The organism is Pseudomonas orientalis, assembly GCF_001439815.1.
GTDB classification, from domain to species: Bacteria; Pseudomonadota; Gammaproteobacteria; order Pseudomonadales; family Pseudomonadaceae; genus Aquipseudomonas; species Aquipseudomonas orientalis.
This window is the reverse complement of record NZ_JYLM01000011.1, coordinates 158,261-172,880: the sequence shown is the minus strand read 5'-3', so window position 1 is coordinate 172,880 and position 14,620 is coordinate 158,261. Positions and strand designations below refer to the sequence as shown.

Here is a 14,620-nt window from a genome sequence, read left to right as displayed (position 1 = left end):
GGGAGCAAGCCCCCTCTCACATTTTTTAGTTGCGTCAGGCCGGCAGTATGCATTCCAGCGAACGATCCACCATCACGCTGGCCATCTCCACCAGGTGCATGACCGAAATCACCAGGGTGCGCGAAGTGCCATCCAACTGCTCACCCGCCGTCTGCGCGGCAACGGCTGCACAACGCAACACGCTGCTGGCATGGGCCAGGGCGTCTTCGAAGCTGAGGTCGGGTGTGGTGGCGAAGAATTGCAGTTCTGGGGCGGGTGGTGCGGGGACGAGCTTTTCCATGGTTTGACTCCTAATCGAAGTTAGAAGGCCACCACCATCGCTACCAAACGACTTTTAGGGTGGTGGCCGTACGCAGATTGGTAGACCGGTGATTAGGACCCGGTGCACCCGAAGGTGCCCTGCGCACGGCCGCCATAACGCAGGGCCGAAAAAAAGCGCCTTGCAGAAGGGGGCGCTTAGCGCCTAATCATTCGCGGTCTACCAAACCCCGAGTCACTGAATTGGCAGTGACCGACGAAGACTAGCCACGCAATGTGGGCGGCGCAAGCGGTTGGGATTCTCTCGGAAACGTCCTTCAAGTTAAAGGGAAATGTCATTGTTCCGACTGTTCCTACACTTGCCAAACCCAGCCGTTTCTGGGAAAACCCCAGCCCTTCACCTTTTAACGAGACCCCCATGAGCAACGACGAACTGCAGATCACCGACATCCGCCTGGGCACCGACAAAACCGTGGTAAAGGGCGCGCTGATCACCACCCAGTACACCGGCACCCTGGAAGACGGCACGGTGTTCGATTCGTCCTGGGAGCGGGGCAAGCCGTTCCAGTGCGTGATCGGCACCGGCCGCGTGATCAGGGGCTGGGACCAGGGCTTGATGGGCATGCAGGTCGGCGGTGTGCGCACGTTGTATGTACCGGCGCATCTGGCCTATGGCGAGCGTTCGATGGGCGCGCATATCAAGCCAAACAGCAACCTGCGTTTCGAGATTGAATTGTTGGAAGTGCTGACTCGGGATGATTGAAGAGATGCATGTACAGGTCTCACCAGGGCGCGGTGCCTGATTTTTCCAGCACCTTGTCTTCAACCTTGATCCCAAACCTGTCGTACAGCATCTTTCGCCCCTTGGGCGTCAAAGCCAACGCCCGACTATCGAGGTCCTGGATAACCCATTTGCGGCTTGTAACGGCCTGTAGAACAGCGGCGCCCAGTGCGCCGGCGAGGTGGGGACGGCGCATGCTCCAATCCAGGCATGAGCAAGCGAAACGACGTCGCTGTGCCCTTACGGTTTCTATCTCGACACCGAGCCCTGTCATCCCTTTTTCGCCCTGCACGGTGAGCTGATACATACCGTCACCCGCATCCGACAGGGTCAACCAGCCCGAGTCGATGAAACAGTCGTGCAGTTGTACGGCCAGGGATCCTGCCATGTGGTCATAACAGGTGCGTGCCAACTGCAACCGAGTGGGAGTCGTCGAAACAAATGCGGTCTGCGCGTTTCGGCTGATCACCATCAGGGCTTCAATAGCTTGGGCTACGTGCGCGTCCGCCAGGCTGAAGTAGCGGTGCCTGCCCTGGGTGTGCAGTTTGATCAAACCGTCCTCTTTAAGCCTTGCCAGGTGCGCGCTTGCCGTGGAGGCACTGACGTCGGCGATGACGGCCATTTCGGTGCTGGTACGGGCGTGACCGTCCATCAGCGAGCACAGCATTCTTGTCCTCGCGGGTTCCGCAATGGCGCCGGCGACACGAGAAATGGCGGTGTCATTGCGTTGGGAATCCATATTTCGTTCCTGAGCGAATTGTTGGTGTGACGATTGTTCGATAGTAGCCGTTCTTTGTGAAAAGGACCGCCAAATGACGCCGTTTGAAGCCGCAACCCATGTCGACCCCTACGGTTATTACGCACGCATCAGGCAGCAAAGGGCGCTGTCATTCGATGCAAATCTTGGTTTATGGATTGCCAGTGGTGCCTGCGTTGTCGAGGCCATTCTGGAGCATCCCGATTGCCTTGTACGTCCAGTGCACGAGCCGATTCCGGCGGCCATTGCACAAGGCGCCGCAGGCGATATTTTCGGTCGTTTGATGCGCATGAACGAGGGGGCGCAACACCAGTGCCCCCGCAGAGTTATCGAACCCACCTTGACCTCGATGGGCACGGAAAACATCGCAGGCATCGTGGCGCAGGTTGTTGAAACACTGGATGTCTCGGGCGATAACCCGAATGCGTGGATGTTCACGTTACCGGTGTCGGTCATTGCGACCTTGATAGGCTTCACATCCAGCCAGCTACAAGAAGTCGCGCAGATGACACGGGATTTTGTCGCCTGCCTTTCGCCGTTAAGTGACAAGGCTCAACTCAGTAAAGCCCATTGCGGGGCGGCTCGGCTGAGCCAGCTGTTCCAGGCGCTGCTGGGTAACGATGATGAGGGTGGCGGCCTGTTGAGCCGTCTTTATGGTGATTACGAAGCCTCAGCCTGGAAAGACGATGACGCGTTGATAGCCAATCTGATCGGGCTATTGTCACAGACCTGCGAAGCCACTGCGGGGCTGATCGGCAATTCCCTCATCGCGCTCCAACGTCATCCTGACCTGGTTGAAGGCATGCAAACCACCCCCCAACTCGTCGCTGATTGGGTGGCGGAGGTAGCGCGTTATGATTCGCCGGTACAAAACACCCGGCGGTTTGTTGCAAAGCGCTGCACGATTGGCGACAGCGTTTTAGCGGCGGGCGATACCATTTTATTGTTGCTCGCTGCTGCCAACCGAGACCCCTGCGCCAATCCGGACCCCGACAGCTTCTTGCTCAAGCGGGCGCAACGACGAACCTTCAGCTTCGGCTCGGGAAGGCATCAATGTCCAGGCCAGCAATTAGCATTGGCTATTGCCTCAGAGGTGGTTTCGGCATTTCTGCAGCGGCAGCCAGCTTCGTCTGCTCGTGTTTATCGGTGGCGTTATTTGCCTTCCCTCAATGGCCGTGTCCCGCTGTTCTGCCTTGATGGGGAAATTCAAGATAGCCGGCAGGCTCATGAATGAAAGCACGACACCTGGCTCATAGGTAGAGCTTGCCTGGGAATGCGGTGTGTCAGGCAGTGAATTCGAACTGATGCACCGTCTTCGGGGGCAAGCCCCCTCCCACATTTGCTCAGCGGTGTGGTGGAGGACGGCGTTCCTGAACCCATCCTGAAGAAACTTGTCATTCCCGGCGCAGGCACTTTCCTACGGTTTACTCGGCCAACATCGCGGCGTAAGCTTCGCGCGTTTTCATCAATAGCGGAGACCCTCAGTGGGTACTTGTTCGAGTGACAGTCGTCGGCCGGTTTCGGTAACCGGCACATACTTGGCAAGGTAACGCGCATCTTCCAGATGCCGTTGTCTCGCCTCACAAAGCGAGAAGCGGCATCCCGGCAGTGGCCAGTCCTGGCGTCTGCCTGATCCTCTCTCATCGACGCTGACCAGCACCTGGGTAACCTCGGGATGCTACGGACGCGCCTGCCTTTTACGGCGGGCGGGCCAGGTTCGGCTGTGCCTGTCTTTGACCGGCCCGGCACGGACGGCCAGTACCTGCACGACGGGTTTTTCCTCGCGCAGGAGTAACACCATGAACCTCACGACGCTTAAAGAGTTCTTCGCCGGCTTCCTGCGGACCCGGCATATCGCCCGGCACTTTCGCCGCCTGGCGATGCTGGAGACCGTGACCGACGCCAGTGTCAGCCGCGAAGTTCCGCCCAGCCTGGCGCAAACCCTGGTGGCCGCGGCCAACGGCAGTGCCGTGCAACTGCTGGGCACGCTGGGCAGCCACGCCGAGGGCCTGAACACCCAGGAGGCCGACGCCCTGCGCGGGCAATACGGGCTCAATGAGGTCGAGCACGAGCAACCGCTGCCGTGGTGGGTGCACCTGTGGCACTGCTATAAAAACCCGTTCAACCTGCTGCTGACCTTGCTGGCGGTTATCTCCTGGCTGACCGAGGACATGAAGGCGGCCACGGTGATTTTCTCCATGGTGGTGCTGTCGACCCTGTTGCGCTTCTGGCAGGAGGCCAAGTCGAACAAGGCCGCCGACGCCTTGAAGGCGATGGTCAGCAACACGGCGACCGTGCTGCGCCGGGACGCGGCCAAGCGCCTTGAACTGCCAATCAGGCAATTGGTGCCGGGCGATCTGATTGTGTTGTCGGCCGGCGACATGATTCCCGCCGATTGCCGCGTACTCAGTGCCAAGGACCTGTTCGTCAGCCAGGCGGCGATGACCGGTGAATCCATGCCGGTGGAGAAGTTCGCCCATCAGCAGGACGCCCATACCCGTAACCCGCTGGAGCTGGAGAACATCCTGTTCATGGGCACCAACGTGGTGTCCGGTGCCGCCACGGCGGTGATCCTGACTACCGGCAACAGCACCTATTTCGGTGCATTGGCGCAACGGGTCACGGCAACCGACCGCGCCACCACCTCGTTCCAGCATGGGGTCAACAAGGTCAGTTGGCTGCTGATCCGCTTCATGTTCGTGATGGCGCCGCTGGTGCTGTTCATCAACGGGTTCACCAAGGGTGACTGGACCGAAGCGCTGCTGTTCGCGCTGTCGATTGCGGTGGGCCTTACCCCCGAAATGCTGCCGATGATCGTCACCTCGACATTGGCCAAGGGCGCGGTGTTCCTGTCGCGCAAGAAGGTCATCGTCAAGCGCCTGGACGCGATCCAGAACTTCGGCGCCATGGATGTGTTGTGCACCGACAAGACCGGCACGCTCACCCAGGACCGGATTTTCCTGGCGCGTCACGTGGATGTGTGGGGCCAGGAGTCTGACGATGTGCTGGAAATGGCCTACCTCAACAGCTATTACCAGACCGGTTTGAAAAACCTGCTGGATGTGGCCGTGCTCGAGCACGTCGAGATCCATCGTGAATTGAAAGTCGGCACCGCGTTTCAGAAGGTCGACGAGATCCCATTCGACTTCAACCGTCGTCGCATGTCGGTGGTGGTGGCCGAGCAGGACCAGCCGCACCTGCTGATCTGCAAGGGCGCGGTGGAAGAGATTTTGTCGGTGTGCACCAGTGTGCGCCATGGCGACGTCAATGAAGCGTTGAGCGAAGAGTTGCTGGCGCGCATTCGCCAAGTGACCGCCGCCTTCAACGAAGAAGGCCTGCGCGTAGTGGCAGTCGCGGCGCAGCCGATGCCGGCCGGGCGTGATACCTACACGCTTGCGGATGAAAACAACCTGACCCTGATCGGCTATGTGGCGTTTCTCGACCCGCCCAAGGAAAGCACTGCACCCGCGCTCAAGGCCCTGAAAGCCCACGGCATAGCGGTGAAGGTACTGACCGGCGACAACGAACTGGTCACGGCGAAGATCTGCCGTGAAGTGGGCCTTGAGCAGCAGGGGCTGCTGATGGGCAACGCTATCGAAGACATGACCGACGCCGAGCTGGCGCAGGCGGTGGAAACCACCAATGTGTTCGCCAGGCTCACGCCCAGCCACAAGGAACGCATCGTGCGCCTGCTCAAGGCCAACGGGCATGTGGTCGGCTTCATGGGTGACGGCATCAACGATGCGCCAGCGCTGCGTACGGCGGATATCGGCATTTCGGTGGACAGCGCGGTCGACATCGCCAAGGAAGCCGCCGATATCATCCTGCTGGAAAAGAGCCTGATGGTCCTGGAAGAGGGCGTGCTGGAAGGCCGGCGCACCTTCGCCAACATGCTCAAGTACATCAAGATGACCGCCAGTTCCAACTTCGGCAACGTGTTCTCGGTGCTGGTGGCGAGTGCGTTTATTCCATTTTTGCCAATGCTGCCGATGCACCTGCTGGTGCAGAACCTGCTGTATGACATCTCGCAGATCGCCATTCCATTCGACAACGTCGACGAAGACATGCTCGCCAAGCCGCAACGCTGGCAGCCGGCGGATGTGGGCCGCTTCATGCTGTTCTTCGGGCCGATCAGCTCGATCTTCGACATCACCACGTTCGCACTCATGTGGTATGTGTTCGATGCCAACACCCCGGACCACCAGACCCTGTTCCAGTCGGGCTGGTTCGTGGTGGGGCTGCTCACCCAGACGTTGATCGTGCACATGATCCGCACCCCGAAAATCCCGTTCCTGCAAAGCCGTGCGGCGATGCCGCTGATGGTGATGACGGGCGTGATCATGGCCGTCGGGATCTTTCTGCCGATGGGGCCACTGGCGCATTACTTCAAACTGCAGGCTCTGCCGTCACTGTACTTTGTGTTCCTGCCGGTGATTCTGCTGGCGTACATGGCACTGACCCAGGCGGTGAAGGGCTACTACATCCGCAAGTTTGGCTGGCAGTAACAGGGGCCCGGTTGCCCCGGCAGTCATGGAGATTTTTTTATGCAGGCAATCAATAACATCAACCTCGACTCCCTGGTCGACACCGTCGTCAGTCTCACCGCCGCGTTTGTTCTCGGCGGTCTGATCGGCTTCGAACGCCAATACCGCCAACGCACCGCCGGTTTGCGTACGAATGTGCTGGTGGCGGTCGGCGCTGCGATTTTTGTCGACATGGCCAATCGCCTGGGCGGCGCCGAAGGCGCGGTGCGCGTGGTCGCGTACGTGGTGTCGGGTATCGGTTTTCTGGGGGCCGGTGTAATCATGCGCGAGGAGGGCAATGTGCGCGGGCTCAATACGGCCGCCACCCTGTGGGCATCGGCGGCGGTCGGTGCCTGTGCGGGGGCCGACCTGATTCTCGAGGCATTGCTGGGAACGCTGTTCGTACTGGCGGCCAATACCTTGCTGCGTCCGATCGTCAATAACATCAACCGTCAGCCGTTGGACGTGGTCTCGGCCGAGGTGACCAACATCCTCTATGTCATCGCGCGGCGTAGCCAGCAACAGGCAGTCATGGTGCTGCTGGAAGCCGAGCTGGCGCGATGCAACTACCCGGCCAGCGATGTTGATGTACGACCCTTCGGCAACGAAGAAGTCGAAATCGAGGCCACCCTCGTCGCGACGTCGGTTGACGGTGACGAGCTGGACGCGTTGGTGGCGCGTATTTCCACCTCCAGCCTGGTGGTGCAGGCGTTCTGGAGCCCAAGTACCACCGACTGACCCGTGTGCCTGAACCGTCCTTTGAGCCGATATCGACTAGGCTTTTCGTGAGGAAAAATCCTACAAGTAGTCAGGACTATCCCTTCAATCAAAACGTCATTGCATTGATAAGGTTGGGCACTTACGGCTGGCCGCCCGTTCTGGTCCGGCCGTGATTGCTCGTGATGTTTCAATGGAAGGGGCCAGGCTGCGAGTGGTTATCGTCCTGAGGAGGGTGCAGTACCGTTTGTCGGAACTGTCATATCTCACAGGTACCCGGGTCCCATTTGATATGTAAGGGTACTTCGACCGCCTAGGGGTGTGTATGAGCAAAGCATTAATCGTGGATGACCATCCGTTTATACGTGCGACGGTCAAATATCTGCTGAAGGAGGAAGGATTCGATGAGATCTATCAGGCGGGTGACGGTGCAGATGCAATGCAATTGGCGCGGGAGCAACGTCCCGAGCTGATCATCCTTGATCTGGCGATGCCCAAGCTGGGAGGGTTGGAGGTGATCAGCCGGGTCAAGGCCCTGGGCCTGCCGTGCAGGATCCTGGTGCTGACCTCCTACCTGGCCGTGTTTTTTTCCACCCGTTGCATGCGCGCCGGGGCCATGGGATTCGTAGCCAAGACCGGCGAGCTGGATGAGCTGCAAAAGGCCATCCGAGCGATCCAGTCAGGCTATAGCTGTTTCCCGAGCCTGCCCACCAGCTCGGTACGCCGTGACGACCTGCAGGAAACCGAACGGCAGATGATCGAATGCCTGTCGGACCGTGAATTGACCGTCTTGCAGAAGCTGGCCCTGGGGCTGGGCAACAAGGAAATTGCTGAGGACATGCTGTTGAGCCACAAGACCATCAGCACTTACAAGACACGTCTCAAGGAGAAGTTACGGATGTCCTCAGTGGTGCACCTGTCCAAATTTGCCCAGCGCAATCATCTGATCTGATTTGAAATGGTCGCCATCGCGTTCAAGCGGTTTGCCACGTTTCTCTGGTTGAGCCTGTTGCCCATGGTCGCGATGGCCCTTGATGAGCCCAATGTGTTGCGGCTATTGGGCCACTCTCGTATTGACCCTCCCATCGTCACGCTGCAAGAGACCGACTGGCGCTGGCTGCGCGAACGGCGCAGGTTGCTGATGGGGGTGTCTGCGCCCGATTACGCGCCCTTTGACCTGACCAACAACCGTGAAGAGCTTGAGGGTATTACCGCTGACTTTGCCGCGCTGATCAGCCAGGCCCTGAATATCCCCATTGAGGTTCGGTGTTACGAAACCCGCGATGAAGTGATCGAAGCCCTCAAGCGCGGCGATGTCGACTTCCTTGGTTCAGCAAACGGGTTTGAAGCGGCCGACAAAGAGCTGACGTTATCCCGCGCCTACGCCAATGACCAACCCACCTTGGTGACACGCGCCAATGACAGTCGGGCGCTCAATGACGACCTGACGGGCAAGCGCATCGCGATGCTCTATCATTATTTGAAACCTGACATGGTGCGTGCGTATTACCCCCATGCCCGGTTGGAGTTGTTTTCCTCGGCCTTTGAAGCCATCGGGGCCGTGGCGTTCGGTCGCGCCGATGTGTACCTGGGCGACGCCATCAGTACCAATTACCTGATCAATCGAAACCAGTTCAATATTGTGCGCATGGCGGATTTTTCCACGCTGGAAGTCAGTCCGTTCGCCTTTGCGTTCGCCCTGGAAAATACGCGGCTGCCGCCCATCATCAACGCGGCAATCGAAGCGATTCCCGCCGGTGAGCAGATAGAAATCCTGCGCCGCTGGAGCGGCGGTAATCTTGGCATCGTCGGTACCGGCCGGCTGCACTTGAGTGCCAGTGAACAGCGCTGGCTCCTCAAACACCCTCGCGTCAAGGTTGCAGTGCTCGATAAACTCCTGCCGCTGTCAATCGTAGATGATCAGGGACAGTTCGAAGGGCTGAGTGCCGAGGTGCTCTCGCGTATCAGTCTGCGCACCGGATTGAAGTTCGATGTGGTGCCGGGTAGCTCGATACCGCGCCAGATCGATCAGGTCAGTCTGGGCGAGGCGGATATGTTGGCGGTCGTGACCCCCAGTGTCGATCGTGCGGAAAAGGTACGGTTCACTCGGCCCTACCTGACCAATGCCTTGGTGCTGGTAACCCGTGGTGATGAGCACGGACCGAACACCTTGGAAGATATGGTGGGTAAACGCCTGGCGATGATCAGGGGCAACGGGCTGCGCGATACAATCTCCAGGGATTTTCCAGGCGTCGTGTTCATTGACGTCGAGAACTCCGAAGAGGCCATGGCGATGGTGGCCAAAGGTGAAGCGGAAGGGGCGGTTAATTCGTTGATCAGTGCCCGCTACATCATCGCCCGGTACTACCGCGACAAGTTGCGTATCACCAGCACGGTCGGCTCCGAACCTGCGCGCATCACGTTCGGGGTCAATCGCAGTCAGCTGGAGCTTTATTCGATCCTCGACAAGGCGCTGCTGAGCATCACCCCGCAGGAAATGGACGAGATGATTGCCCAGTGGCGCAGCGAGGTGATTATCGAAGACAGTTACTGGCTGCGGCATCGCAACGTGATCATTCAGGGATTCGGGCTGGCCGCGCTGTTATTGATCGTCACGCTGAGCTGGGCCATCTATCTGCGCAGTCTGATTCGCAAGCGCGTCCAGGCCGAACGGGCCTTGAGCGACCAGATGCGCTTTATGAGCGTGTTGATCGACGGCACCCCGCATCCGATTTATGTGCGTGACCGGCAAGGGCGCTTGATGGCCTGCAACAACGCTTACCTGGACGTGTTTGGCTACAAGCTTGAAGACGTGATTGGTAAAACCGTGGTTGAAACCGACGCCGGCAACCTGCCACAGGCTCAGTCGTTCCATCAGGATTACCTGCGTTTGATGGCCGAAGGCGAGCCACAGATTCATGACCGTATACTCAAGTTGCCCAGTGGCGAGGCCTTGACTATCTATCAATGGATGCTGCCCTACCGCGACGGGGACGAGAAAGTGGTGGGCATGATTGCCGGCTGGGTGGACGTCAGTGAGCGCCAACAGTTGTTGGGTCAACTGCAGGAAGCCAAGGACGATGCCGACGCCGCCAACCGGGCCAAGACCACCTTTCTGGCGACCATGAGCCACGAGATCCGCACGCCAATGAACGCGGTGATCGGCATGATCGAGCTGGCCCTGAGGAATGCCGAACAGGGCCTGGCAGATCGGGACGCCCTGGAGGTGGCTTCGGAGGCTTCGCGCGGCATGTTGGAGTTGATCGGCGATATTCTGGATATCGCACGGATCGAATCCGGTCACCTGTCGCTGGTCCTGGAACCGGCCAATCTGCACGAATTACTGACGTCGGTGGCACGCGTGTTCGAAGGTTTGGCACGAGCCAAGGGGTTGGCGCTGCAAGTTGAACTTGATCCATCGATCGATCGCGTGGTCCTGGTTGACCCACTGCGTTTCAAACAGGTGGTGTCGAATCTGCTAAGCAATGCAATTAAATTTACCCACACCGGCCAGGTCACGCTCGGTGCTCATGCGGCGTTCGAAGGGGAGCACCTGAAACTGCAATTGTGGGTACAGGACACCGGCATCGGTATCAGTGCCCAGGACCAGTTGCGCCTGTTCAGCCCCTTTATCCAGGGCAGCAATAGTGAACAGTCGGCACGCAGCGGCTCGGGCCTGGGGCTGGTGATCAGCCGCAACTTGTGCGAAATGATGGGAGGACGGCTGGACTTGAGCAGCGTGCTGGGGCAGGGCACCCGGTTGGATGTGACGTTGACCCTGGTCATGACGGCTGCATTGCCGCAGGAAGGGACGGCGCCGAGCGCTGCAGTCACGCCGCCTCATGCCTTGAGTATCCTGGTGGTGGACGACTACCCGGCCAACCGTTTGCTGCTGGCTCGGCAGCTGAGTTTCCTGGGCCACCGCATCACCACGGCCGAGGACGGAGTTCAAGGGCTCGAGCAGTGGCGCGCGGGGCAGTTCGATGGCGTCATTACCGATTGCAATATGCCGCTCAAGAATGGCTACCAGTTGGCGCGGGACATCCGCGCATTGGAGCGTGAACGAGGCCTGGCGCCGTGCCTGCTCCTGGGGTTCACCGCCAATGCGCAGCCCGAGGAGGCCGAGCGCTGCCGGCAAGCCGGTATGGATGGCTGTCTGTTCAAACCCACCGGGATTGAAGATTTGCGCGTGGCGCTGGCATCGCGCTCCACTTACGCCCCCAGCCCTGAAGCAGCGACGTTTGACTTGAGTACCCTGATCGCGTTGACGGGGGAGGACCATCACGCGCTCACAGAGCTGTTGATACCCTTGCTCGACAGCCTGGAGGCAGACCGGGCGCTATTGCCGGCGTTGCGACACAAGGCTGACTTCGCCAGGCTGCACGACCTTGCACATCGGGCCAAGGGCGGTGCGCGAATGGTCAAGGCACAGGTGCTGATTGCTCGCTGTGAAGCGCTGGAGGGCGTCTGTGAACGGCAAGACCGCAGCACGTTGGAGGCGGCGACCGATGCTGTACAGGAAGCGATCATCGCGTTGCATGGAGGGCTGAGCCTTTATTGCAATCAGCCTTGACCCCGATTAATGGCCATTTGCAGCTTTTGGGAGAAATCCTACGTGAAGGGGGAATATGCCTGATTTTGTCTTCTGGATTTGTCTGGAGAATGGGCGACGCTCACTGACGAGCGCTGCCTGCCCAGGGGTTTGCCATGCCGAACAAAGCACTGACCATCCTGATCGCCGATGATCTGCACTTGCAACGGTTGTACATCGAAAAAATGCTCAACCAGTTGGGCTACCACCGGATTGTGCCGGTACAAACGTTCGAAGAAGTCCAGATTCTTACCGCCATTCCGGCCGAACCCTTCGATGTGCTGATCATCAATGCGGCACTGGCGGCCCATGCAAGCGGGCCCAACCCTCAGGCACGCCATGTGCTGGTATACGACAACCTGGACCTGAGCGTACCCGCCGACGCCATGCCGACCGTATCGGTGCGCCTGCCGGGTGTGCCGGATAACGTCAACCTCGAACATTTCATGGAGATCATCGACCCGCCCAGGGCCATGGCCGGCTTGCGGGTGTTGCCGTGGTTAAGGGCATTATCCCGCCAGCCGGCAATCGGAGCCTAGTCGCGAAGGCGCTCGGCGGCGCTGCGCAGCAACTGCTCGGTGCCCGCCCAGCCCAGGCAGCCATCGGTCACCGACACGCCGTATTTCATTGACGGGCTCAGAGGCTGGCACCCTTCGAACAGGTGGCTTTCGAGCATCATGCCGATCAACGACGTGTCGCCCTGCAAGCGCTGCTCCAGTACCTCGTTGAACACCGCCGGCTGGCGCAGCGGGTCCTTACCGCTGTTGGCATGGCTGCAATCGACCATGATCCGTGCCGCGACCTTGGACCTGGCCAGGTCGTTCTTCACTTGGGACACACTCTGGGCATCGTAGTTTGGCCCACGATGACCGCCGCGCAACACCAGGTGGGTGTCCGGGTTGCCCGGCGTCTGGATGATCGCCGGGTGCCCCTGGCTGTCGACGCCGAAGTGGCGGTGCGGGTGCGAGGCCGAGCGCATCGCGTCACAGGCAATCGCAACGCCACCGTCAGTCCCGTTTTTGAAGCCCACGGGCATGCCCAGGCCGCTGGCCATTTCGCGGTGGATCTGCGATTCGGTGGTGCGCGCGCCAATCGCGACCCAACTGAGCAGGTCATCGAAGTAGCCGGCGGCCATGGGTTGCAACAGCTCGGTGGCGACCGGCAAGCCCAGGCGCAGCATTTCACGCATCAGCTCCCGCGACAGGGTCAGGCCTGCGGCCATGTCATCGCTGCCGTCGAGGTGCGGGTCGTAAGCCAGGCCTTTCCAGCCAATGGTGGTGCGGGGTTTTTCGACGTAGGCGCGGATGACCAGCAGCATCTGGTCGCTGACTTCAAGCGCGAGCTTCTTCAGGTTGCGCGCGTATTCCATGGCCGATTGCGGGTCGTGTATCGAGCACGGGCCGACAATCACCAGCAGGCGTGAATCCTGACCATTGAGGATGGCGCGCACGGCTTGGCGATGGGCATGCACCTGTTCATTGAGGAACGGACTGAGGGGCAGTTGATGCTTGAGCTCATGGGCACTGGGCAGGCGCTGGGTCAGGGCTTCATTGGCGCTGTTCAGGGTGCAGACGGGTAAAGCGGCGACAGAGGCGTTCATATTCAAGGTTTCCTGGGCAGGCGGCGGGCAAATCCCGCACGCCTGGCCTACTGGGGTGTTCGACAATTGGCCGGATTGGCTACGTGTGTTGGCTTGCCACCAAGAGGTGACCGATCGGAGGCGGCAGGCTGTCCCGAACGGAGCTGGCTAAATCGCCATGCAGCGCAAGTGTCGTAGCGGTAATAAGTGGCGTAGTTCATGTGGTGATTCCTTCAAGTGTGTTTGATCGAACAAAATTATCAGGGCCTGAAAAAACAAAACCCCCGATCGGGAAGCCGACCGGGGGTTAGATTTCTCTGGCAGGCGACCCCTTGAGTAGTGGGCGCCGATTTCAGGTATCAGGCGCGCCAGTGGCTAAACCAATACCCAAAATAAAAGCTGACCAGTGCGCTCGAACCCTTCACACGGGTAGCCGACACCGAGCGCAAGGCGCTGGCGACAGGGCAAACCTCAGTGTGGATGAGTGGCAACATGGTAAGTCTCCAAATGATGGTGGGCAGCTTACTAGAGCTGCGCGGATGGATTCAATCAGTAATTTCAATGGAGCAGGGGGGCTTACGGCTATGTGGCGAGTACCGATATGCTGAAGCTCTCTACATTGAGTGCCGGGAACCGACCATGACTGCCTTGACCCTTGGTGCGCTGGGGGCGCTTCGTAAATGACTTTCCATTTGCGCGCTGCAACAGATCAGGACTTGTCCTTTGCACGCACTCTGACGCATCAGGCGATGAGCCATTATTACGTGCAAAACCAGTTGCTGTGGTCCAACGATGGCTTCGATACAGCCTGGGCCGGTCGGGAAAACTGGATGATTTGCCAGGATGAAAGCGTGCTGGGGTTTATCAGCCTGAGTCGTGACAGCAAAGCGCTCTATATCCGCGAACTGCATATGCTCGAGCGGCACCGTGGGCTCGGCGCCGGTAGCTGGGTGCTGCAACAGATGGCGTTGAAGGCGCGGACGCTGGGGCTGTTGCGTTTGACCGTATTCAAGACCAATCCGGCCAAAACGCTCTATGAGCGCATGGGATTCAGCGTTGTCGGTGAAGAAGACAGCTTCTGGCGAATGGAGCGCGTCTGTCGCTCAAGCTAAAAACCTGCGCGGGATCCTGATAAGCGCATACTGGGTCAGGAGCCGACTTCCTGATCATTGTTCTGGCCGTCAGTGTCAGCAAGGATAATCCCCTCTTTCATGCCCAAAAGGACCGCTACCTTATGGGCCTCCCCACGCCGTCCCTTTTTGCGCCCAGCGAGCACTTGATAGGTGGTGGCCGGATCGACGCCGTGTTCACGCGCGAACGCCTGGACTGACTTTCCTTGATGTTCCAGCCAGGCCTTGGCTTGTGCAGCAGTACGGATTCCGGGCATAGTTCAAAACCGTTCAAGTTCGTTTAA

At 59.3% G+C, this 14,620-nt stretch carries 12 protein-coding genes; 8 read left to right on the top strand and 4 right to left on the bottom strand.

The features are described from left to right. Window positions 1–34: 34 nt before the first annotated feature. Window positions 35–280 (bottom strand): DUF6124 family protein, encoded by a 246-nt coding sequence (locus TU82_RS23485; protein ID WP_057725628.1) that lies wholly within the window; start codon window positions 278–280, stop codon window positions 35–37. Window positions 281–676: 396 nt separating this feature from the next. Here TU82_RS23485 and TU82_RS23480 point away from each other — a divergent pair, with 396 nt between their 5' ends. Beyond that, window positions 677–1,021: an FKBP-type peptidyl-prolyl cis-trans isomerase gene (locus TU82_RS23480; protein WP_057725627.1), complete on the top strand. Its 345-nt coding sequence runs from the start codon at window positions 677–679 to the stop codon at window positions 1,019–1,021. A gap of 19 nt (window positions 1,022–1,040) precedes the next feature. Here TU82_RS23480 and TU82_RS23475 read toward each other — a convergent pair whose 3' ends face one another. Further along, a complete protein-coding gene (locus TU82_RS23475; protein ID WP_057725626.1) occupies window positions 1,041–1,778 on the bottom strand; it encodes an ArsR/SmtB family transcription factor in 738 nt (245 codons plus the stop codon). 73 nt (window positions 1,779–1,851) lie between these two features. Here TU82_RS23475 and TU82_RS23470 point away from each other — a divergent pair, with 73 nt between their 5' ends. From TU82_RS23470 to TU82_RS23445, 6 genes are all read left to right on the top strand, one after another. Next, window positions 1,852–3,030 carry a cytochrome P450 gene (locus TU82_RS23470; protein ID WP_057725625.1) on the top strand — a complete coding sequence of 393 codons (1,179 nt, stop codon included), beginning with the start codon at window positions 1,852–1,854 and terminating at the stop codon, window positions 3,028–3,030. Window positions 3,031–3,595: 565 nt separating this feature from the next. Further along, entirely contained in the window at window positions 3,596–6,301 is a 2,706-nt protein-coding gene (gene mgtA / locus TU82_RS23465; protein WP_057725624.1) for a magnesium-translocating P-type ATPase, read from the top strand. 39 nt (window positions 6,302–6,340) lie between these two features. Then, complete coding sequence (locus TU82_RS23460; protein WP_057725623.1) at window positions 6,341–7,057, top strand: MgtC/SapB family protein; 717 nt, start codon at window positions 6,341–6,343, stop codon at window positions 7,055–7,057. A 304-nt stretch (window positions 7,058–7,361) separates the two neighbouring features. Then, entirely contained in the window at window positions 7,362–7,988 is a 627-nt protein-coding gene (locus TU82_RS23455) for a response regulator transcription factor (protein ID WP_057725622.1), read from the top strand. A 6-nt stretch (window positions 7,989–7,994) separates the two neighbouring features. After that, entirely contained in the window at window positions 7,995–11,609 is a 3,615-nt protein-coding gene (locus TU82_RS23450) for a transporter substrate-binding domain-containing protein (protein ID WP_057725621.1), read from the top strand. A gap of 134 nt (window positions 11,610–11,743) precedes the next feature. Next, the gene (locus tag TU82_RS23445; protein ID WP_057725620.1) at window positions 11,744–12,166 is read left to right on the top strand and encodes a hypothetical protein; all 423 of its coding nucleotides are present in this window, start codon (window positions 11,744–11,746) and stop codon (window positions 12,164–12,166) included. Here the strand turns inward: TU82_RS23445 and TU82_RS23440 are convergent. Then, window positions 12,163–13,227 (bottom strand): 3-deoxy-7-phosphoheptulonate synthase, encoded by a 1,065-nt coding sequence (locus TU82_RS23440; RefSeq protein ID WP_057725619.1) that lies wholly within the window; start codon window positions 13,225–13,227, stop codon window positions 12,163–12,165. The two genes, TU82_RS23445 and TU82_RS23440, sit on opposite strands and share 4 nt — an antisense overlap. A gap of 659 nt (window positions 13,228–13,886) precedes the next feature. Between TU82_RS23440 and TU82_RS23430 the strand changes: the two genes are divergently transcribed. After that, window positions 13,887–14,318 (top strand): GNAT family N-acetyltransferase, encoded by a 432-nt coding sequence (locus tag TU82_RS23430; protein ID WP_057725617.1) that lies wholly within the window; start codon window positions 13,887–13,889, stop codon window positions 14,316–14,318. A gap of 35 nt (window positions 14,319–14,353) precedes the next feature. Here the strand turns inward: TU82_RS23430 and TU82_RS23425 are convergent, their stop codons facing one another. Beyond that, window positions 14,354–14,593 (bottom strand): DNA-binding protein, encoded by a 240-nt coding sequence (locus TU82_RS23425; RefSeq protein ID WP_057725616.1) that lies wholly within the window; start codon window positions 14,591–14,593, stop codon window positions 14,354–14,356. Window positions 14,594–14,620 lie beyond the last annotated feature (27 nt).